The sequence below is a fragment of the Acidovorax sp. ST3 genome (genome assembly GCF_003231145.1).
Lineage (GTDB): Bacteria > Pseudomonadota > Gammaproteobacteria > Burkholderiales > Burkholderiaceae_C > Acidovorax.
Genome location: NZ_QKVP01000003.1, coordinates 286,501 through 308,126, shown reverse-complemented (window position 1 = coordinate 308,126; position 21,626 = coordinate 286,501). Strand labels below are relative to the sequence as shown.

The following is a 21,626-nucleotide window of genomic DNA, read 5'->3' as shown; positions in this document are numbered from 1 at the left end:
GCCATTACATCGCAGCCGCATTTTGATGGCAGAAGCTGTGCATTTATCTTCCGTAGACGAATAGAGGATGTGTATGGGCTGGATATTTCAAGCGTTGGGGGTGTAGGCCAGCGCATTGACCTGTATTGGTGCAGATCTGAAGTGCTCTTTGAAGTTTTTACGGGGCTTTGCGCCAGGAGATAGCTTTCTGACGAATATGCAAGGCCCATTTCTGTGGTTTCTTAATGCAAAATTTTTACCTCGGCATGTGGCATGCCTTCTGTTATTCATATAATCTTCAAGTCTTCAACCCTAATTCCTTATTCAGACACCATGACCAGCTACAAAGAACTTTTGAAGCAGCGTGAAGCCCTTGAGCAGCAAATCAGCGAAGCCCGTCGCCGGGAATTGGCGGATGCTGTATCCCAAGTTCGCTCTCTGGTGGCCGAATATGGTTTGACTGCCCAGGACGTGTTTCCAGCCGGCAAAGCCGCTGGCAAGACCGGCCGCAGCTCCACGGCAGGCACCAAGGTGGCTCCCAAGTACCGCGACCCAGCCACCGGCCAGACATGGACGGGCCGTGGCAAGGCGCCCAAGTGGATTCAGAACGAAAACCGCGAAAAGTTCGCCATTTGAGAATCGGCATGCCCTGTGCCCAAAAATAGCCCGCTACTGCGGGCTATTTTTTTGGGGGTGGCATGTTGGAGGTTTTGGGGCATGGCTATCGCGTCCCTTCCGGCATCTGGAGTACCTGTGCATCCCATCGCCGCCAAAATGCGCATGCTGCTCCTATTGGGGTTATCGCGATGCAGACCGCGCAGGCCTCAAGCCGACCATCGTGCCAAACAAGTGTCGGCTTGTTGTCGGCACTCGGGCCCTGGGTGGTCAATCCGCAGCATATTGCTGCGCCATCTCCCGCAGTACCTGCGCGGTAAATGCATTGGCCGGGAAAAACGATTCCACGGCCAGTTCCTGCAAGGTCACATCCACCGGGGTGCCGAATATGGTCGTGGTGCTGATCAGGGACAACATGCCGTGCACGCTTTCAAAACAAAACGGCATCACGACCCCCAACATTTCTCCGGCCATGACGAGTGGGGGCGACTCCTCGGGTGCAGGGTATTCGAGCAGCTCTGCCTGCAGGGCCAGCAACGCGGGGTCGGCCGTGGCATGAATCTGCTGACGAAGGCGCTCGAAGAGGTGGTGGCGCCATTGGGCCAGATTGGCGATGCGTGAGGCCAGTCCGTCGGGGTGCAGGCTCAGGCGAAATACGTTGACTGGGGGCGCGAGCAGTTCGGGGCTGACATGTGCAGCCAGCAAGGCTTGTGCCGCGCGGTTGGCGGCCACCACGTTCCAGCAGCGGTCCAGTGCGATGGCGGGGCAGGGTTCGTGGCCCTTGAGGACCAATTCCACCGCCTGGCGCGCGGCGGCCAGGGCCGGGTCGTCCAGCGCGCGCTCGCGGTACATGGGGGCGTAGCCAGCCGCCACCAGCAGTGCGTTGCGCTCGCGCAGCGGGATGGCCAGGCGCTCGCACAGGCGCAGCACCATGTCGCGGCTGGGGTTGGTGCGGCCGGTCTCCATGAAGCTCACATGGCGTGTGGAGATGTCCGCCTCGTCGGCCAGCTCCAGCTGGCTCAGGTGCCGCTGCTGGCGCCAAGTGCGCAGGTGGTCTCCAAAACTGGCGGGCCCAGGTGTTGCAGCGCGGTGCGGCAGCGGATGGCGCGGTGTGCGGCGGGCGGGTGTGGAAGGTGTGGACGTCATGCCCAGCATCCTAGGCCCAAGCTGCGCATAGGCCATTACCTGGCACGTTATCGACGCCATGCGCCTTGGCGGCAACGATGCAGCCTTCTTCAACCCCCTAAGGAGCTTGTAATGTTCAACCTGCTGTCTTCCCCCGCCTTCTTGCGTGCCCTGGTCTGGTTCGATGCGTCCACCGGGCTGCTGCTGGGCGCTTTGCATCTGCTGCTGACGGCGTCATTGGCCGAATGGCTGGGGCTACCGCCCGGCCTGCTGGTGGTGTCGGGCGTCTTGCTGCTGGGCTACGCCGCGCTGGCCACCCACATTGCCCGCGCGCACTCCATGCCACGTGGCAGCCTGTGGGTGCTGATCGTTGCCAATTTCGGGTGGGCGCTGGCCAGCCTGGCATTGCTGCTGGGCAACGCCGTCGCACCCACCTTCCTGGGCCAGGCATACCTCGTGGTGAATGTGGTCTCGGTGGCACTCATCGCCGAGCTGCAGTGGATGGGGGTGCGGCGCCTGCCCGCATGGGCGGTAGCCTAGTGGGCAATTGCTATAAATTTGATAGCTATCAGGGCATGTTCATGTAGCGCTTGAGCGACTTTTCACTTGAAAAGGTGGGTAACGCGTCGCCTGAGCCTTGCCGATGGGCCTGTGGGCACGGGGCACATACCCCCAGCGATTGCACCGTCATGGGGGACTGCCAGAATAGGCGCTGTCGCCTTTTCATCAAGGAGTTCGCCATGGCCTCATCGCCCAAGCCGCCAGCCACCCCATCGTCCCGGCCCGCCCGCCACGCCTTTGCCAACACGCTCAAGGGCTTCAAGACCGCATCGGGCAAGGAGGGCAAGTTCTACTCCCTGCCCGCGTTGGCAAAGCAGTTCCCGCAGATCCAGCGCTTGCCGGTGTCGATTCGCATCGTGCTCGAATCGGTGCTGCGCAACTGTGATGGCCGCAAGGTGACCCCAGAGCATGTGGAGCAACTGGCCTGCTGGGCGCCGAATGCCGAGCGCAAGGACGAAATCCCCTTCGTTGTCTCTCGCGTCGTGCTGCAGGATTTCACCGGCGTGCCGCTGCTGGCCGACCTGGCCGCCATGCGCAGCGTGGCCGCCAAGCTGGGCAAGAACCCCAAGAAGATCGAACCCCTGGTGCCCGTGGACCTGGTGGTCGACCACTCCATCATGGTGGACCACTACGGCAAGAAGAATTCGCTCGACCTGAACATGAAGCTTGAATTCCAGCGCAACCGCGAGCGCTATGAGTTCATGAAATGGGGCATGCAGGCGTTTGACACCTTTGGTGTGGTGCCCCCGGGCTTCGGCATCGTGCACCAGGTCAACCTCGAATACCTGGCGCGCGGCGTGCACAAGCGCAAGGACCATGTTTACTACCCCGACACCCTGGTGGGCACCGACAGCCACACCACCATGATCAACGGCATTGGCGTGGTGGGCTGGGGCGTGGGCGGTATCGAGGCCGAGGCCGCCATGCTGGGCCAGCCCGTGTACTTCCTCACCCCCGATGTGGTGGGCTTTGAGATGACGGGCCAGCTGCGCGAGGGCGTGACCGCCACCGACCTGGTGCTCACGGTGACCGAGCTGCTGCGCCAGCACAAGGTGGTGGGCAAGTTCGTCGAATTTTTCGGTGAAGGCACGCGCACCCTGGCGTTGCCCGACCGCGCCACCATCGGCAACATGGCGCCCGAATACGGCGCTACCATGGGCTTCTTCCCGGTCGATGAAAAGACCATCGACTACTTCAAGGGCACGGGCCGCACCAAGGGTGAAATCGAAGCCTTTGAGGCCTACTTCAAGGCCCAGGGTCTGTTTGGCGTGCCCCTGGCCGGCGAGGTGGACTACTCGCAGGTCGTGACGCTGGACCTCGGTAGCGTGACGCCCAGCCTCGCAGGCCCCAAGCGCCCGCAAGACCGCATCGAACTGGGCAAGGTCAGCAGCCAGTTTGCCGACCTGTTCAGCAAGCCCAATGCACAAAACGGCTTCAACCGCCCGGCGGAGCTGTTGCACACGCGGTTCCACATCCATCGCGCTGCAGACGTGGTGAGCGATGTGACCCCCGACGGCAAGCCCACGCCCGCCGGTGCGCCACGCTCGGTGGTGGAGATGGAGGCCAACAAACCCGCGCTGGCCACGGCCCGCGACCATGCCCAGGCCACCACGCTGCCCAGCAAGGGGGCCGACCCCACGGTGGGCAACGGCGATGTGCTGATTGCCGCCATCACCAGCTGCACCAACACCAGCAACCCCAGCGTGCTGCTGGCCGCAGGCCTCTTGGCCAAGAAGGCGGTGGAGGCGGGGCTCAAGGTGCAGCCGCACATCAAGACCTCGCTGGCCCCCGGCTCGCGCATCGTCACCGAATACCTCACGCAGACCGGGCTGCTGCCGTATCTGGAAAAGCTGGGCTTTGCGCTGGCGGGCTATGGCTGCACCACTTGCATCGGCAACGCGGGCGACCTCACGCCCGAGCTGAACGAAGTCATTACCAGCAACGACCTGGTGTGCGCGGCCGTGCTCTCGGGCAACCGCAACTTCGAGGCGCGCATCCACCCCAACCTCAAGGCCAACTTCCTGGCCAGCCCGCCGCTGGTGGTGGCCTACGCCATTGCCGGGACCGTGCTCAAGGACCTGATGACCGAGCCGGTGGGCCAAGGCAAAGGGGGCAAGGACATCTACCTGGGCGATATCTGGCCCAGCAGCGACGAGGTCCATGCCCTGCTCAAGTACGCCATGAACGGCAAGGCCTTCCGCGAGAACTATTCCAAGGTGGCCTCCGACCCCGGCAAGCTGTGGGAGAAGATCAAGGGCGTGAGCGGCACGGCCTACACCTGGCCCGCCAGCACCTACATTGCCGAGCCGCCGTTTTTTGCCCAGTTTGCGCTCGACCAGGGCGCGGCGGCCGCGTCGGCGGTGCACGGAGCGCGCATCATGGCGCTGTTTGGCGACTCCATCACCACCGACCACATCTCGCCCGCTGGTTCCATCAAGGAGAGTTCGCCCGCCGGCCAATGGCTGCTGCAGCACGGTGTGCAAAAGGCAGACTTCAACAGCTACGGCGCCCGCCGTGGTAACCATGACGTGATGGTGCGCGGCACCTTCGCCAATGTGCGCATCAAGAACCTGATGATCCCGCCCACCGCTGATGGCTCGCGCGAGGAGGGTGGCGTCACGGTGTTCCAAAACGAGGGCGCGCTGCAGGGCGAGAAGATGTTCATCTTCGACGCTGCCATGCAGTACATGGCGCAGGGCACGCCCACCGTGATTTTTGCGGGGGAAGAGTACGGCACTGGCTCCAGCCGCGACTGGGCTGCCAAGGGCACCCAGCTGCTTGGCATCAAGGCCGTGGTGGCGCGCAGCTTCGAGCGCATCCACCGCTCCAATCTGGTGGGCATGGGGGTGCTGCCGCTGCAGTTTAAGGCAGGCGATTCGTGGGAAACGCTGGGCCTGACGGGCAACGAGGTGATCGACGTGGTGCCCGACGCTGCACTCACGCCGCAAAGCGATGCGCGCCTGGTCATCCACCGGGCCGATGGCACGCGCCAGGAGGTGACGGTGACCCTGCGCATCGACACCCCCATCGAGGTGGACTACTACCGGGCGGGCGGCATCCTGCCGTTTGTGCTGCGCCAGCTGCTGGAGGGGTGAGGGGACACCTGTGCGGCCTTGGCTGCGCCGCGTCATACCCTCATTGAAGAGCGTGTGTAACGACTGGCGGCGCATGACCTCGTGCCGACTTGTGAAGAATCTGCGATCCTCAATAGATTGCGTGACTATGCCGAGGTGAGGGCGATAGCTGCAGCTTTTTCATCTAGCCCCTTAACACTGGACATCGGCAACGCCTTGCTGAGGCACACGTGAGGCTGCATAAAAGACAGTGACAAAATCAGAGACTTTAGTTAGAAACGTCGTCACTACGTCATTTGTTCGGGAATAGCTGGTTGCCCGCTTTCCCAGCAGGGCTCTCTTAGCGAATAAAGCCAGCGGTCGGTTCTGGTCACAACATTTTTTCGATGAAACCAAAAACGGCGACCACCTGGTGGCTCACAGGCCTGCCGGGCGCTGGAAAGACCACCCTCGCCCAAGCTCTGGCGCAGAGCTTACGGTTGCGTGGCGAGGCTGTATGTGTGATTGATGGCGATGAACTGCGCTTGGGGCTGTGCAAAGACTTGGGGTTTGACGAAGCCAGCCGTGCAGAAAACGTGCGCCGTGCAGCGCACCTCGCGCAGATGCTCAACGCCAATGCCATTCACGCCATAGTTGCCATGGTTTCTCCTGCCTCGGCTGCACGTGCTGCGGCGTACGCCGCGATAGGTGCAGACCGTTGCAAGGAAATCTATGTGAGCACGCCCCTGACCGTATGCGAGCAGCGAGACCCCAAGGGGCTGTATGCCAAGGCGCGGGCCAACAAGTTGACACAGATGACCGGTATACAGGCGACCTATGAGGTGCCTGTCGCACCAGCGCTTTGCTTGGACACCAGCGTGATCCATGTGGAGCAGGCCGTGCAGCAGATGCTCAATGGCTGGAGCGCGACAGCAGAACAATCCACATGAACACACCACAAGCATTGCGCTACCACTTCATCACAGGCCTGCCCCGGTCGGGCTCCACCTTGCTATCTGCGCTACTGCTGCAGAACCCTCGATTTCACGCGGGCATGACCAGCCCGGTCGGTGGACTGTTCCGCAACATGCTCAACCAACTGGGTGCGGGCAGCGAATTTGGCCCCGTGGTCACCAAAGAGCAACGCAGGCGGCTGTCGCGGGGGCTGTTTGACAGCTACTACGCAGACCAGGTGGGCGAAAAAGAAGTCATCTTTGACACCAACCGCATGTGGAGCGCGCAAATGCCTGCCCTCATGGACCTCTTTCCCGGGGCCAAACTGATTGCCTGCGTGCGCAACGTGGCCTGGGTGATGGACAGCATAGAACGCAGATACCGCGCCAACCCCTACGAGATCACCCGCCTGTTCAACGACGACACCGAGCGCAACACCGTCTACAGCCGCGTAGAGACCCTGGCCCAGCGCAACCGCATGGTGGGCTACCCCTGGACAGCGCTCAAGGAAGCTTTCTATGGTGAACACGCCAGCTCACTGCTTTTGGTGGACTACGACCTGCTGGCGCAGGCGCCGCAGAAAGTGCTGCCCCTGATCTACCAGTTCCTGGGCGAGCCCGAGTACACGCACAACTTTGAGCAGGTGAGGTACGACGCACCGGAGTTTGACGAAGCTCTGGGGTTGCACGGCTTGCACCAAGTGCGCCCGCAGGTAGGGCTGCAGCGGCGCGAGAGCATCCTGCCGCCTGATTTGTTCAAGCAATACGCTCAGCTGTCCTTCTGGATCGACTCCGCAGGCAGCCGGGCCAACGTGATCACTGCCAAGTTTTCCCCTGAATCTACTGGAGTCTCAGCATGAACACCACCACTTTCATCACCTCAGAGCCGGCCAAGACCGTGGTGTTTGTCGACTCGACGCTGCCCGAGTGGCGCGACCTGCTCAAAGGCGTGCCGCAGGACGCCGAGGTGGTGGTGCTCGATGCCTCCAAGAACGGCGTCGCGCAAATGGCCGACTACCTTAAAGACAAGGCCGCTGTGGGCTCCGTGCACGTCCTCTCCCACGGCGGAGACGGCTACCTGCTGCTGGGTAACACCATGTTGTCGGCCTCAAATTTGGACGACTACCAAGGTAAGTTGGCTCAGATCAGCAAAGTCATTGCCCCAGGGGGAAACATCTTCCTGTACGGCTGCGACGTGGCCCAAAGCCCGGTAGGCATTGACTTTGTCAATCAGCTGTCCCTCCATACCGGGGCTGCCGTGGCCGCATCGACCAACGACACCGGTGCGGGTGGCGACTGGGTATTGGAGTACCACAGCGGCGAGGTCACGCAGCCAGCCTTGTCGGCCAGCAACTACCAGTTTGACCTTGCCACCATTAAGGTCACCAACCTGAATGACAGCGGCGCAGGCTCCCTGCGTGACGCCATCGCGGCCGCTACGGGCAACAACGCTGCGGACACGATTGTTTTTGACCCAGCGCTGTTCGCCAGTGGTGCGGCAACGTTGACTCTGACCAGCGGAGAACTGGATGTGCACGGGACATCGAACCTGGATGCATTCACCATTGTGGGCCCGGGCGAAAATTTGCTCATCATCAGCGGGGCCAACAATTCCCGTATTTTTGTGGCAAATGGCGCCGTCGCCAATACATCGGCATTGTCTATTTCTGGGATGACGTTGACCAATGGAAAGACGACCAGTGCCTACGGCGGGGGAGCAGTGCAGTCCTATTATTCTGGGAAACTGACCCTAGACCATGTTGTCATTAAAAACAGCACTGCGGCTGGCCCTGGTGGGGGGCTGATGTTCTCCGACGCTACCGGTGATTTGATTGTCAATAATTCAACGATTGATGGCAATTCAGTTACCGACATTGGTGCCAATGGCGCTGGCGGGGGTCTTAGTGCGTTTGCCCAAAACATCATCATTTCCAATTCAACCATCAGCAACAATACAAATGCTGGATTTTATGGCGGCGGCGGGGCGTTGTCGGGGTCCTCGTCTATAGTTATCACCAACACTACGGTGGCAGGGAATTCGGTAGGCAATGCAGGAGTCGCCGCTGGTGGTGGTGGTGGATTGAGTATTAACAACGCTGCCACTATTATTAATTCAACCATCGCCAACAATGCCTGGGTCGGCGGCAATTCTGTCAACAACGGCGGCGGTGGGCTATCCTTATTTAATACGAGTAGCAATAGTGTTCTCACAAATAATATCATTGCCAACAACACGAGTGCCAACTCGAATTTCAGTGACGATGATATAATTGTTACCCACACAGGTTCCATCTCGGGGAGCAATAACCTTATCACCACCACCGTTGGCTTGCACTATAGCGCGGTCAATAATCTCACCAGCACGCAGACCACCCTAGGCAGTGCCTTGGGATCCCTAGCATTTAACGGGGGGGCCGTTAAAACCATTTCCATTGCGGCGGGCAGCAATGCCATTGGTAATGGAATCGCGGCAGGAGCTCCCACCACGGATGCGCGTGGTCTGGGGCGCGGTGCTTCGACGGATATTGGTGCCTATGAGTTCAGCGACAACAATACTTTCGACTTTACCGGGGTGGTGTCGCCCAATACGGGGGCCATTGACGTTCCGGCCAGTTACAACCTGAGCATTGAGTTTGGTACGCCCGTCACGGCCGTGGCTGCCAAGAACATCAGCATTTATCGCCAATCCGACAATGCTTTGCTGGAGGTGATTGCGGCCAACGACTCGGGCAAGGTCACTTTCGCCAGCGGCAACGGTGGCGCCAACAGCAAGGTGGTCATCAACCCAACGGCCACGTTCAGCGGTGGCACAGATTACTACGTGCTGATTGACAGTGGTGCCTTTCAGGATGGGGGAGGCAATAGCTACAACGGCATTGGCTCTGCGTCTGTCTGGACCTTCAAGTCCGTTGCCATCCCCGCCGAAATCACCAGCGCCACCTACGATGCAAGCACAGGCATTCTGGTGGTTACTGGCCTGAACATGGTCAGCGGCGACACCATCGACGTGACCAAGCTCAGCCTGACAGGCCAGGGCGGCAGCTACACCCTCACCAGCCCCAATGTCACAGCAGCCAGCGCGACCAGCTTCACGGTCACGCTGAACGCTGTAGACAAGCTTAACATCAACGGCATCCTGAGCAAGAACGGTACGTCGGCTGTAGATACCACGACCTTCAACCTGGCGGCAGCCGCCAACTGGGATGTGACCGCATCAGCCCCCGCGGATATGACCGGCAACGGTGTCACGGTCAGCAACGTGGCGGCCCCCGCCATTACCAGTGCCACCTTCGACGGCGCCACCAACACCCTGACAGTCACCGGCACGGGCCTGGTCAAGACCGTAGGCGCCACCAACGACATCACCGTCAGCAAGCTCACCATCACCGGCGAGGGCGGCGCGACCTACACCCTGTCCACATCAGGCAATGTGGAAGTCACCTCGGCCACCAATTTCTCCGTCACCCTGTCGGGCGCAGACATCGCCGGCGTGAGCAACCTGCTCAACAAGAACGGCACCTCTTCGGTCAGCAGCACCACCTACAACATTGCGGCGGCAGACGACTGGAACAGCGTGATCACCGGCGGCAACATCTCCGACCTCACCGGCAACGGCATCACCGTCTCCAATGCCGCGCCCATCGTCATCAGCTCCACCTACGACGCGAGCACAGGAACCCTGGTGGTCACCGGCGCCAACATGGTCACCGGAGACACCATCGACGTGAGCAAGCTCAGCCTGACAGGCCAGGGCGGCAGCTACACCCTCACCAGCCCCAATGTCACCACGGCCAGTGCGACCAGCTTCACGGTCACGCTGAACGCTGTAGACCAGCTCAACATCAACGGCATCCTGAGCAAGAACGGTACGTCGGCTGTAGACACCACCACCTACAACCTGGCGGCCGCCGCCAGCTGGGACGCTGCCCGTACCACCGGCGCAGACCTCACAGGTAATGCCGTCACCGTCTCCAACGTGGCCGCCCCCACCATCACCAGCGCTGCTTTCGACGGCGCCACCAACACCCTGACAGTCACCGGGACGGGTCTGGTCAAGACCGTGGGCGCCACCAACGATATCACTGTCAGCAAACTCACCATCACTGGCGAAGGCGGCGCGACCTACACCCTGGCCACCACTGGCAATGTGGAGGTCACCTCGGCCACCAGCTTTTCCGTCACTCTCTCGGGCGCCGACATCGCTGGTTTGTCCTCGCTGCTCAACAAGAACGGCACGTCCTCAGCCAGCAGTGGCACCACCTACAACATCGCCGCGGCCGATGACTGGAACAGCGTGGTCACCGGCGGCAACATCGCCGACCTCACTGGCAACGCCATCACCGTTTCCAACGCCACACCCAGCATTCTGTCGTCCACCTACGATGCCGCCACCGGCATGCTCTCGGTCTCGGCAGTCAACATGGTGGGCGGTGACACCATCGATGTCTCCAAACTGTCCGTGGTGGGCCAGGCCGGGGGCAGCTACAACCTGACTTCGCCCAATGTCACGGCCGCTAGCGCTACGGCGTTCTCGGTCACGCTGAATGCTGCAGACAAGCTGGCCGTCAATGGCCTCCTGAACAAGAACGGCACCACTGCCGCAGACGCCACCGCCTTCAACTTGGCCGCTGCGGCCAGCTGGGATGCATCTACCACCTCGGTCGCAGACTTCACGGGCAATGCGGTCACGGTCTCGAATGTCTCGGCCCCCACCATCACCAGCGCCACCTACGACGTCACCACCCATGTCCTCACGGTCACAGGCACCAACCTGGTCAAGACCCTGGGCGCGACGAACGATGTCACGGTCAGCACCCTGACCATCACCGGCGAAGGTGGTGCCACCCGCACGCTGAGCACCACGGGCAATGTGGAGGTCATTTCAGCCACCAGCTTTGCCGTGACCTTGGCCGGCGCAGACCAGGCGGCCGTGGAGGCGCTGTTTAATAAGAACGGCACGGCCTCGACCAGCGGCACTACCTACAACCTGGCTGCGGCCGACGACTGGAACAGCCCGGTCACCGGCGGCGATATCGCCGAGCTTACGGGCAATGCCATCACGGTATCGAACGTGCCGTTGCCCACCATCACCAGCTCCACCTACAACGCCAGCACCGGCGTGCTGACGGTCACCGGCACCGGATTGACCAGCCTCACTGGTGCCACCAACGACATCGTGGCCAGCAAGCTGAGCCTGCAGGGCGAAGGCGGCGCCAGCTACGCGTTGACCACCACCAGCAATGTGGAGATCACGAGCAGCACCAGCTTCACGCTGACCTTGAGCGCTGCCGACCGCCTGGGTGCCAACCTGATCATGAACAAGAACGGCACCAGTTCCACCAGTGTCAATACCTACAATCTGACTGCGGCAGAAGACTGGGCCGCCGGAGCGGACCCCGCTACGGTAGTGGCCGACCTGACGGGCAACGGCGTCACGGTGAGCAATGTGGTGGCGCCCACCGTCACGTCGGCCACCTACAACGTAGCCACCGGCGTGCTGGTGGTCACGGGCAACAACTTCCTCTCGCTGACCGGGGCGAGCAACGACATCACGGCCAACCGCATTCGCTTTCTGGGCCAGGGGGCGTTCAACTACACGCTGACCGATACCGCCAATGTGGACATCACGTCCAACACCAACTTCACCATGACCGTGAGCGCCAATGACAAGACCGCATTGGCGCTGCGGTTGAACAAGGATGGCACAAGCTCCACCGACGGCACGACCTACAACATGGGCATGCTGGAGGACTGGAACGCAGGTGCGGCCGCGGCGGTGGTGATTGCAGACCTGTTTGGCAACCCGGTCACGGTCACTGGCAACAATACGCCGCCCGTTGTCGCCCATGCTGTGCCTGACCAGAACACTACGGAAGGCGCGGTGTTTAACTTCCAGTTTGCTGCTGACACCTTTGCCGACGCCGATGTGGGAGATCTGCTGACCTACACCGCTCAACTCGCTGGTGGCGGCGTAGTGCCAGCATGGCTGAATTTTAATGGTGTCACACGCACTTTCAGCGGCACACCAGCTGCTTTGGATATCGGGACCATCAGCATTGATGTCATTGCCAATGATGGCAAGGGCGGCACAGTGACGGACACCTTCAACATCGCTGTAGCTGCAGCCCCTCCCTTGCCACAGTTGCCACCGGCTCCCGTGGTGGACGGTGTGCCTGTCACGACTACGCCTGGCGAGGGGGGAACCACCATCGTCACCATTCCTGTAGTGCAACCCGCCCGCCCAGAGGATCCTGCCACTCCCAACGCCAATCTGGCCGATATCCCTCTCGTTACAGCACCCGATGGTCATCCCATCGTACAGGTCAGCGTGCCCGTGGGCGTAGGCCTGCAGGCACAGGGACTGTCCTATCCGGTCGTCGGCAGTGCAGCCATGGCAGAACTGGGACTGCGCATCGAGCGCGCCGCAGGGGGTAATGCGGAACTCACCAACAACGGCCAGGTCTTCCTTGCCACGCTGGACCCATCGGTGCCGTTAACTGTTCAGACCATCACTGCCACACCGGGCGCGGGTTTTAACCCGAATGTGCCTTTTGTGATCAGCGGTAGCGCTGTGTCCAGCGACGGTATGCAGGCCGTCATTTTGGATGCCAGCTCGCTGCCCAGTGGCACCCTGATTCAGGTGGACAACGTCGACTTCATTGCCATTGTGGGCGCAGTGCGCATCGTTGGAGGTGCAGGCCAGAATGCCGCCAGCGGCGATAGCAATACCCAGTGGATCGTACTGGGTGCCGACGATGATGTGATCCATGGCGGTGGTGGTGACGACGTGGTGGCCAGCAAAGGCGGCAATGACCGTCTGTATGGAGACGATGGCAACGACATCATCGTGGGCGGTGTGGGTGACGATCGTTTGGACGGCGGTGCTGGCAACGATGTGTTGCAAGGCGGCAAGAGCGACGCGGGAGCCTGGAGCTTTGCCCTCAGCGCGGATGGGAACTTGCACGTGAGCTACAGCGCCAGCCAGAACCTGCTGACTGACACGCACAGCGCGTCGCTGGTAGGGCAGTGGAGTGGCAGCAACGTACTGGATGAGCGACTTGCGCTGGTGCACAAGAACTACACGCAAATGGAAACCATCAGTCTGCTGTTCCAAGGGCTGACGCACGAGCTTCCCACCTTGCAGGCGATGAACACCCTGGCCTCCCAGGACTGGGATCGGAACGAGCTGCTGCAAGCCGCCTGGAACTGGTACGAGGGCACGCTGCCTGCCAACGCGAGTGCACAAGACAAAATGAAGGCACTGATCGGCCAGACTTGGGGGCAAGAATATGCCACGGCGCAGAACACTCAAGTCGGGCTGGACTATCTCGCCCATGGAGGAAGCTGGAGCGAGGGCCTGGGTTATTTGGTGGCACATGCCAACGTGCGTGGTCAGATCACCAATCAAGGGCAGTTACAGCTGACACAGACAGCTGTTCTGGGTGAGCTCGGATGGGGCGGAGACAGCGGTCATGATGTGCTGCTCGGAGGCGCAGGCAATGACGTGCTGATCGGAGGCAACGGCAACGACGTGATGGACGGCGGCGAAGGCACCGATTTGGCTGCGTTTGTGGGGTCTTTGCAGAACTTCAGCGTGCAACTGCGTGCCAGCACGGCCAGCGACGCAGCGGCGGGCCAGCAAGAGGTCGTGCTGCGTAATGCCCTCTCGGGCGAGCAGGACATCCTGCGGGATGTGGAGCTTGTGCAGATTGGAGGACAGGCCTACCGGTTGCAGGTACAGGGTCTGCAGGAGGGGGGGGCATACCAGTCGCTGGCAGGGCACGTACAGGCCTTGACGCCGCAGGAACTGGTGATCGTCGGACTACCCACCTTCTGAACCGCTCGGGTCACTAGGGAAAAATTTCTTCCGGACCAAACACGGGGCTTCGGCCCCGTTTTTCATGGGGCGAGCGCTCTGGTTATTTCCTTACGCGTAGATACACTTGTGACGTTGTGCGGCCATTTCGCCGGCACTGCCTTTCACCCCTTTGCCCATGCCCCCTCCCAACAGCTCTCCGACCGCGCGCATGCCCTGGTCGGATGCGCCCGCCATCACCGTGGTGTTGGTGGTGGCATTGCTGGCGCTGGTGGTAGTGCCACTGGCGCAGATGCTGGGCGATGGGGCAGGCGCGCAGCACGGGCTAGAGCCGTTGCTGGAGCTGGTGGCGGTGCTGCTGGGGTTGCTGGTGGTGTCCGTATCGCTGCATGCCCTGGAGGCGCAGGAGCAGGCGCGCGCCAATGTGCTGGTAGTGGGCTTTGGCGTGGCGGCGGCCTGCAATTTTCTGCACGGCGTGCTGGTGCATTCCGGCCCCGTGCACATGCCCCCGGGCAGCGCCGACATGTCGCTGTGGCTGAGCAGTTGGGCGCGTGTGGCCGAGGCGCTGACCCTGGGGCTCACCGCCACGCGCCTGTCGGCCCCCGGCCCGGCCCGCGCGTGGCTGGCCGCAGCGGGGGGCGTCACGCTGGTGCTTGCGGGGTCGGCGCTGGGGCCGTTGCCCCACTGGTTTGCCCATGCTGCAGACGGGGCCTTGCGCCAGGTGGTGGCCGTGGGGCTGGCTCTCGCACTAGCCGCCAGTGCGGTCTTGTTGTTCCGTCGCAGCCGCCACGAAGAGGCGCCGCGCGAGCGCCTGTTTGCCTGGGCTGCCGGAGCGTTCGTGTGTGGTGAGGTCACCGTGGGCTCGCTGGGCGGGCATTCGACGCTGGGTGGGGTCTTGTCCCATGGCTTTCGGGTGGTGGCGTATGCGCTGCTGTACCAGGCGGTGTTTGACGCAGGCATTCGCCGCCCGTTTGCACGCATCCAGGAGGCCGAAAGCCGCTTGCGCGAGAGCGAGGGGCGTCTGTCACTGCTCGGGCGCAACCTGCCGCACAGCGTGTTGTTCCAGATCGTGCGCGAGCTCGATGGCCGGGTGCATTTTGTGCACATGGGAGACGCCATCGAGCGGCTGAACGGTGTGCGGGTCGAAGACGTGCTGCAGGACCCGCGCGTGCTGTACCGGCAGATCCTTACGGAAGACATCGACCGCCTGCGCCAGGCGGAGCGCCAGTCCTACCTGTCCATGACCAGCCTGGAGGCGGTGTTTCGGGTGCGCCGCACCGACGGCCAGGTGCGCTGGATGCACCTGAGTTCGTCGCCGCGCCGGTTGCAGGATGGCCGGGTGCTGTGGGATGGCGTGCAGACCGACATCACCGCCCACCACCAGGCCGAAGAGGCCGCACACGCCCAGCAGGCGCTCATGGCCAACACGCTGCGCCATGTACCGGGCGGTGTGTCGCGGATCGACCGGGACTTGCGCGTGCTGTACGTCAATGAGCAGCAGGCCCGCTGGCTCTACACCACGCCCCAGGAGCTGGAAGGCCAGCTGCTGCAGGATGTGATTCCGCCCGAAGTGTTCGCACGCATCCACCCGCACCTTGAAAAAGCCTTTGCGGGCGAGACAGCGGTGTTTGAGAACCGCATTGATGGCCCCGACGGCACCCAGTTCCGCCACACCACCATCGCCCCCGAGAGCGTGACGGCGCAAGGGGTGGCCGCCGTGGTGCTGTTTGCTTACGACTTGACGGCGCTCAAGCGCATCGAACAGGAACTGGCCCAGCAGAAGGCACACCTGGCCAGCGTGGTCAACGCCATGCCGGATATGGTGTTCATGAAGGACACCAACGGGGTGTACCTGTCGGTCAACCCGGTGTTTGAGCGTTTTGCGGGCCGACCGGAGAGCCAGGTCGTGGGCTGCAGCGACTTTGACCTGGTGGCACCGGCCGATGCCGAGCGCTTTCGCAAGTACGACCAGCGCGCCATGCAGGCCTGGCAGCCGCTGGTGTACGAGGAGACGCTCACCTTCGCGGAAGACGGCTACCAGGGCCAGTTCGAGACCATCAAGACCCCCATCCGCGACTTGCACGGCCGCGTGACGGGCATCCTGGGTGTGTGCCGCGACATCACCGATCGCAAACGTGCCGAGCAAGAAATCGAACGCCTGGCCTTCTACGACGCGCTCACGGGCCTGCCCAACCGCCGCCTGCTCCTGGACCGCCTGCAACGCTCCATCGCCGCCTGCCAGCGCACCCGCAATCTCGGCGCACTGCTGTTCATCGACCTCGACAACTTCAAGGACTTGAACGACACCCTGGGCCACGACATGGGCGACCAACTCCTGGCCCAGGTCGCCGCCCGCCTGGTGGGCAGCGTGCGCGAAGCCGACACCGTCGCCCGCTTTGGCGGCGACGAATTCGTCGTCATGCTCGAAGCCCTGGCCCCCGACCTGCAAAACGCCGCCACCCAGGCAGAAACCGTCGCAGAAAAACTCCTGGCCAGCCTGAACCAGCCCTTCAACCTGGACGGCGCCCAGCACTACAGCACCCCCAGCATCGGCATCACCCTCTTTGGCGACGAACGCCTCACCGTGGACGAACTCTTGAAGCGTGCCGACCTGGCCATGTACCAGGCCAAAGCCGCAGGCCGCAACACCCAGAGATTCTTCGACCCCGACATGCAGGCAGCGGTGAACGCCCGCTCCAACCTCGAAGCCGACCTGCGCCAGGGCCTGGCCCGGGGCGAGTTGCTCGTGCACTACCAGCCCGTGGTCGACCACCACGCCCGCCTCCTGGGCGCAGAAGCCCTCGTGCGCTGGCGCCACCCCCAGCGCGGCATGATCAGCCCGGCCGACTTCATCCCCCTGGCAGAACAGACCGGCCTCATCCTCCCCCTGGGCCAATACGTGCTCCAGACCGCCTGCGAACAACTGCAGCGCTGGAGCCAGCACCCGGACACCGCCCACCTGTCCATCTCCGTCAACGTCAGCGCCCGCCAATTCCGCCAACCCGGATTCGTGGCCGAAGTGCTGCAAACCTTGAAGAACCACAACGCAGACCCCCGGCAACTCAAGCTCGAACTCACCGAAAGCCTGCTGCTGGGCGACATCGAAGACACCATCGCACGCATGGTGCAACTCAAAAGCGAAGGCGTGGGCTTTGCGCTGGACGACTTCGGCACCGGGTACTCCAGCCTGAGCTACCTCAAGCGCCTGCCGCTGGACCAGGTCAAGATCGACCAGAGCTTCGTGCGGGACGTGCTGACGGACCCGAACGACGCGGCGATAGTTCGGACCATCCTGGCGCTGGCCAAGAGCCTGGACCTGGAGGTGGTGGCCGAGGGGGTGGAGACGACGGGGCAGCTGAGTTTTCTGAGGCTGCATGGGTGCGAGGGGTTCCAGGGGTATCTGTTTGGAAGGCCCGGGCCTGTCGAGCTGTTCGAGCGTGAGCACTTGCCGGGCCATTCGGCGCCCTCGCTCGCTACCTCGCAGCCCGCACAGCAGGAGCAACGGCCATGAACGGCGTGGGCATCCTGTGGGTGGACATCGATACCCAGCACGCAGCGGCCGCGCGGCGGTTGATCGCGGCGCGTTACCCGGATTGGCGGGTGGTCAACAGCCCTACGCCCGAAACCGCCAAGGCCCCCCTCGCCAGCCAGGCCTGGGACGCCGTGGTGTTGTGCCTCAAACCCAGCGACCAGGAACTGCCCGGCCTGCTGGAGCTGTGCGCCGGCCGCCCGGTGCTGATGTGCATCGATGCAGCGCAAGAGGCCCTGGCCGCGCGCGCGTTCCGCTGCGGGCTGGGCGACTATGTGCTGCGCGAGGCCGACGGTGCTGCGCACCTGAGCGAGCTGCTCAACCGCCTGGTGGCGCTGGTGCAGGGCGCGCAGGGGCGGGGCCAGCCCGTGCGCATGGTGGACGCCCGCATCTGGCAAGAGGCGTTGACCATGCTGCAGGAACAGCGCTCGGCCCTGCAGGCCACGCTGGCCAGCATGAGCCAGGGCATCTTCAAGACCGGGCCCGATGGCCGTATCACCGTCTACAACGAGCGCGTGCTGGAGCTGCTGAACTTGCCCGAGTCGCTGATGGCCACCCGCCCCACGCTGGCTGACCTGACGCGCGTGCAGGCCGAGCGCGGTGACTTTGGCGAGGGCTATAGCCTGGTGGACCGTCGCGGACACGACTACGTGGCACAGGGTGCTGTCGCTGCTGCCCCGGCGCTGTACTGGCGCACCACACGCGATGGCCGTACGTTCGAGGTCCGCACCACCACGCTGGCCGATGGCAGCCTGGTGCGTACGTTTGCCGATGTGAGCGACTATGTGCGTGTGGAGAACGAGCTGCGCGAGAGCGAGGCGCGCTTCCGATCCCTGAGCGACCTGTCGTCCGACTGGTACTGGGAGCACGATGCCGAGGGCCGCTTTGTGCAACTGGCGGGCGACCTGAGCGTGAACGGCATTCCGCTGTCGGACGTGATGGGGCGCACGCGCTGGGAGATCGGCGCCCTGAACATGACTGATGCCGACTGGGCTGCGCACCGCGCGGTGCTGGCCGCGCACCAGCCGTTCCGCGACCTGGAGCTGCAACGCCGGCGCGCGGACGGCAGCATGCACTGGATCTCTGTCAGCGGCGTGCCGGTGTTTGACGCCAATGGCGCGCTGCGTGGCTACCGGGGCGTGGGTCGCGACATCACCGAACGCAAGCAGGTCGAGAGCCAGATCGAACGCCTGGCGTTCTATGACTCGCTGACCGGTCTGCCCAACCGCCGCTTGCTGGTGGATCGGCTGCAACACGCCACGCTGGCGGTTGCGCGCTCTGACACCCAGGGCGCGCTGCTGTTCATTGACCTCGACAACTTCAAGGACCTCAACGACACGCTGGGCCATGACACCGGCGACCAATTGCTGCTGCAGGTGGCGCAGCGCCTGAAGGGCTGCGTTCGGGAGTCCGACACCGTGGCCCGTTTTGGTGGCGACGAGTTCGTGGTGCTGGTGGAGGGCCTCAGCCCCGACCCCGCCCACGCAAGCGCCGAGGCTGCGCTGGTGGCCAGCCACATCCTCACCACGCTGGGCAAGCCCTATGCGCTGGGCGATGCCAGCCACCACAGCACACCCAGCATAGGCATCGCGCTGTTTGGCCAGCAGACCGTGAGCGTGGATGAGCTGCTCAAACATGCGGACCTGGCCATGTACCAGGCCAAGGCGGCGGGGCGCAACACCCAGCGCTTCTTCGACCCCGACATGCAAGCGGCCGTGAGCAACCGCTCGGCCCTTGAGGCCGACCTGCGCCGCGGCCTGCAAGACAAGGAGCTGGTGCTGTACTACCAGCCGGTGGTGGACGGCAAAGGCCGCTTGCAGGGTGCCGAGGCCCTGGTGCGCTGGCGCCACCCGCGCCGGGGCATGGTCTCACCCGCCGAATTCATACCGCTGGCCGAGCAGACCGGGCTCATCCTGCCTCTGGGCCAATGGGTGCTGGAAGCGGCGTGCGCACAGCTGGTGGCCTGGTCGCGCAGCTCGCTCACCCGGCAGTTCTTCCTGTCGGTGAACGTGAGCGTGCGGCAGTTCCGCCAGCCCGACTTTGTGGAGCAGGTGCTGGGCGTGCTCGATGCCACGGGCGCCAACCCGGAGCGCCTCAAGCTCGAACTCACCGAGAGCCTCTTGATGGCCGATGTCGAAGATGTGATTGCGCGCATGGAGCATCTGCGCCGCTACGGCGTAGGCTTCTCGCTGGACGACTTTGGCACCGGCTATTCCAGCCTGAGCTACCTCAAGCGCTTGCCGCTCGACCAGCTCAAGATCGACCAGGGCTTTGTGCGCGACCTGCAGACCGATCCCAACGACGCCGCCATTGTGCGCACCATCCTGGCCCTGGCCGACAGCCTGGACCTGGCGGTGGTGGCCGAGGGCGTAGAGACCACAGGCCAACTCGAATTTTTGCAGCGCTACGGCTGCAAGGCTTTCCAAGGCTACCTGTTTGGCCGGCCCATGCCCGCCGAAGTGCTGGAGCGTGCGCTACGGCCTGCGCTATGACCTGCGCTAAAGCAAAGGTCCGCCGGCGCGCGCAGTTCACAATCGCGCCATGAAAAAACAGGTGTTGGTCGCCGGTGGCGGCATTGGCGGCTTGGCTGCTGCGTTGGGCGCATCCCGGGCCGGGTGGGAGGTGCGGCTGTACGAGCGCGCTGCCGCGTTCAGCGAAGTAGGTGCGGGCGTGCAGATCGGGCCCAACGTGGTGCGCCGCTTGCAGGCCTGGGGTCTGCAGCAGCCGCTGCAGGCGGTGGCTGCCTTCCCCAGCCGGTTGCAGGTGCGCAACGCCGTCAGCGGCAAAGAACTGGCCGTGTTGCCCCTGGGTCCCACGGCGGTGGAGCGCTATGGCGCGGCCTACGCCACCATTCACCGAGCGGACCTGCATGGCCTGTTGCTGTCTGCCGTGACCAAGTACACCGACACGCAATGGCATCTGGAGCATGCGATTGACAGCTTTGCCGATGCCGACGGCGTGGTCACCGTGCGCACCAGCCGGGGCAAGCAGGTTGAGGGCGATGCCCTGATTGGTGCCGATGGCCTATGGAGCCGCACGCGCACCCAGCTTCTGGGCGCGGTACCGCCACGCGTGACGGGGCACCTGGCCTACCGCGCGCTGGTGCCGCAGCATGCGCTGCCCGACGCCTTGCGCACGGCGCAGGTCACCGCCTGGCTGGGCCCGCGCCTGCACGCGGTGCAGTACCCCGTGCGTCGGGGCGAGCTGCAAAACCTGGTGGTCATTGTGCAAGGGCCCGCACCGCAAGACCTGGAGAACTGGGACCACGCCGCCAATGCCGCAGGCCTGGAGCACGCACTGCAAGGCACCTGCACCGCGCTGCAGGACGTGGTGCGCAGCGTGAGTGCCGCGGGTGGGGCGGGCTGGCGCCTGTGGCCCTTGTGTGACCGCCCGCCGGTGCGCAGCGCCGACGAGATGGCACAAGGCCTCGTGGGCCTGCTGGGCGATGCCGCGCACCCCATGCGGCCGTACCTGGCCCAGGGCGCGGGCATGGCGATTGAAGACGCGGCCGAGTTGCAGCGTGCTTTGGCCATGCACGACCTCGATGTGCCGCTGCGTCTGCGCCGCTATGCGCTCAACCGCTGGCAGCGCAACGCGCGGGTGCAGGCCCGGTCGACACGCAATGGCCGCATCTTCCACGCCACGGGGCCGGTGCGCTGGGGGCGCGACCTGTCGCTGCGCCTGCTGGGCGAGCGCCTGCTGGATGTGCCCTGGTTGTACCGGGGCGACGGCTCCAGCGCCAGTTCGTTGTGACGGTTGGCGTGCGGGAGGCGCACTGCGGATAAGCCTTTGGCGCATGGCCCATGTTTGCGGTATCAACCGGACATTCCAGTTGTCAGGACATTCCCTATCCGTTGCAACCCGCGAGCGCGTTTTGCAGGGTGAACTTCGCGCAGTGTGCCACGCTCTATCCCTGTGTGTGCAACGCCACAAAAAGGCCAGTCACATGCCCGCGAATTGGCTGTTCAAGCGCAGTTCGTGGTGCTACAAAGGAC

Annotated in this window: 10 protein-coding genes; 9 read left to right on the top strand and 1 reads right to left on the bottom strand. The window is 63.3% G+C overall.

What is annotated here, in order from left to right; translation table 11 throughout:
- Positions 1-312 precede the first annotated feature (312 nt).
- Complete coding sequence (locus tag DNK89_RS10655) at positions 313-615, top strand: H-NS histone family protein (protein ID WP_015015416.1); 303 nt, start codon at positions 313-315, stop codon at positions 613-615.
- A 249-nt stretch (positions 616-864) separates the two neighbouring features.
- Here DNK89_RS10655 and DNK89_RS10650 read toward each other — a convergent pair whose 3' ends face one another.
- Complete coding sequence (locus DNK89_RS10650; protein ID WP_110960377.1) at positions 865-1,740, bottom strand: helix-turn-helix domain-containing protein; 876 nt, start codon at positions 1,738-1,740, stop codon at positions 865-867.
- A 111-nt stretch (positions 1,741-1,851) separates the two neighbouring features.
- Between DNK89_RS10650 and DNK89_RS10645 the strand changes: the two genes are divergently transcribed.
- The 8 genes from DNK89_RS10645 (at position 1,852) to DNK89_RS10610 (ending at position 21,384) form a co-directional block, all read left to right on the top strand.
- Positions 1,852-2,259, top strand: a complete 408-nt coding sequence (locus DNK89_RS10645) for a hypothetical protein (protein WP_110960071.1) — start codon at positions 1,852-1,854, stop codon at positions 2,257-2,259.
- 200 nt (positions 2,260-2,459) lie between these two features.
- On the top strand, positions 2,460-5,375 hold the full coding sequence (locus tag DNK89_RS10640; RefSeq protein ID WP_110960070.1) for an aconitate hydratase: 2,916 nt from the start codon (positions 2,460-2,462) through the stop codon (positions 5,373-5,375).
- 365 nt (positions 5,376-5,740) lie between these two features.
- Entirely contained in the window at positions 5,741-6,283 is a 543-nt protein-coding gene (gene cysC / locus DNK89_RS10635) for an adenylyl-sulfate kinase (RefSeq protein WP_110960069.1), read from the top strand.
- On the top strand, positions 6,280-7,146 hold the full coding sequence (locus tag DNK89_RS10630; protein WP_110960068.1) for a sulfotransferase: 867 nt from the start codon (positions 6,280-6,282) through the stop codon (positions 7,144-7,146). The genes cysC and DNK89_RS10630 overlap by 4 nt, the downstream gene beginning before the upstream one ends.
- On the top strand, positions 7,143-14,123 hold the full coding sequence (locus DNK89_RS10625) for a DUF4347 domain-containing protein (protein ID WP_110960067.1): 6,981 nt from the start codon (positions 7,143-7,145) through the stop codon (positions 14,121-14,123). Before DNK89_RS10630 ends, DNK89_RS10625 begins: the two co-directional genes overlap by 4 nt.
- A gap of 157 nt (positions 14,124-14,280) precedes the next feature.
- Entirely contained in the window at positions 14,281-17,613 is a 3,333-nt protein-coding gene (locus tag DNK89_RS10620; RefSeq protein WP_238990780.1) for an EAL domain-containing protein, read from the top strand.
- Complete coding sequence (locus DNK89_RS10615; protein WP_110960065.1) at positions 17,610-20,123, top strand: bifunctional diguanylate cyclase/phosphodiesterase; 2,514 nt, start codon at positions 17,610-17,612, stop codon at positions 20,121-20,123. The genes DNK89_RS10620 and DNK89_RS10615 overlap by 4 nt, the downstream gene beginning before the upstream one ends.
- 49 nt (positions 20,124-20,172) lie before the next feature.
- Positions 20,173-21,384, top strand: a complete 1,212-nt coding sequence (locus tag DNK89_RS10610) for an FAD-dependent monooxygenase (RefSeq protein ID WP_110960064.1) — start codon at positions 20,173-20,175, stop codon at positions 21,382-21,384.
- Positions 21,385-21,626 lie beyond the last annotated feature (242 nt).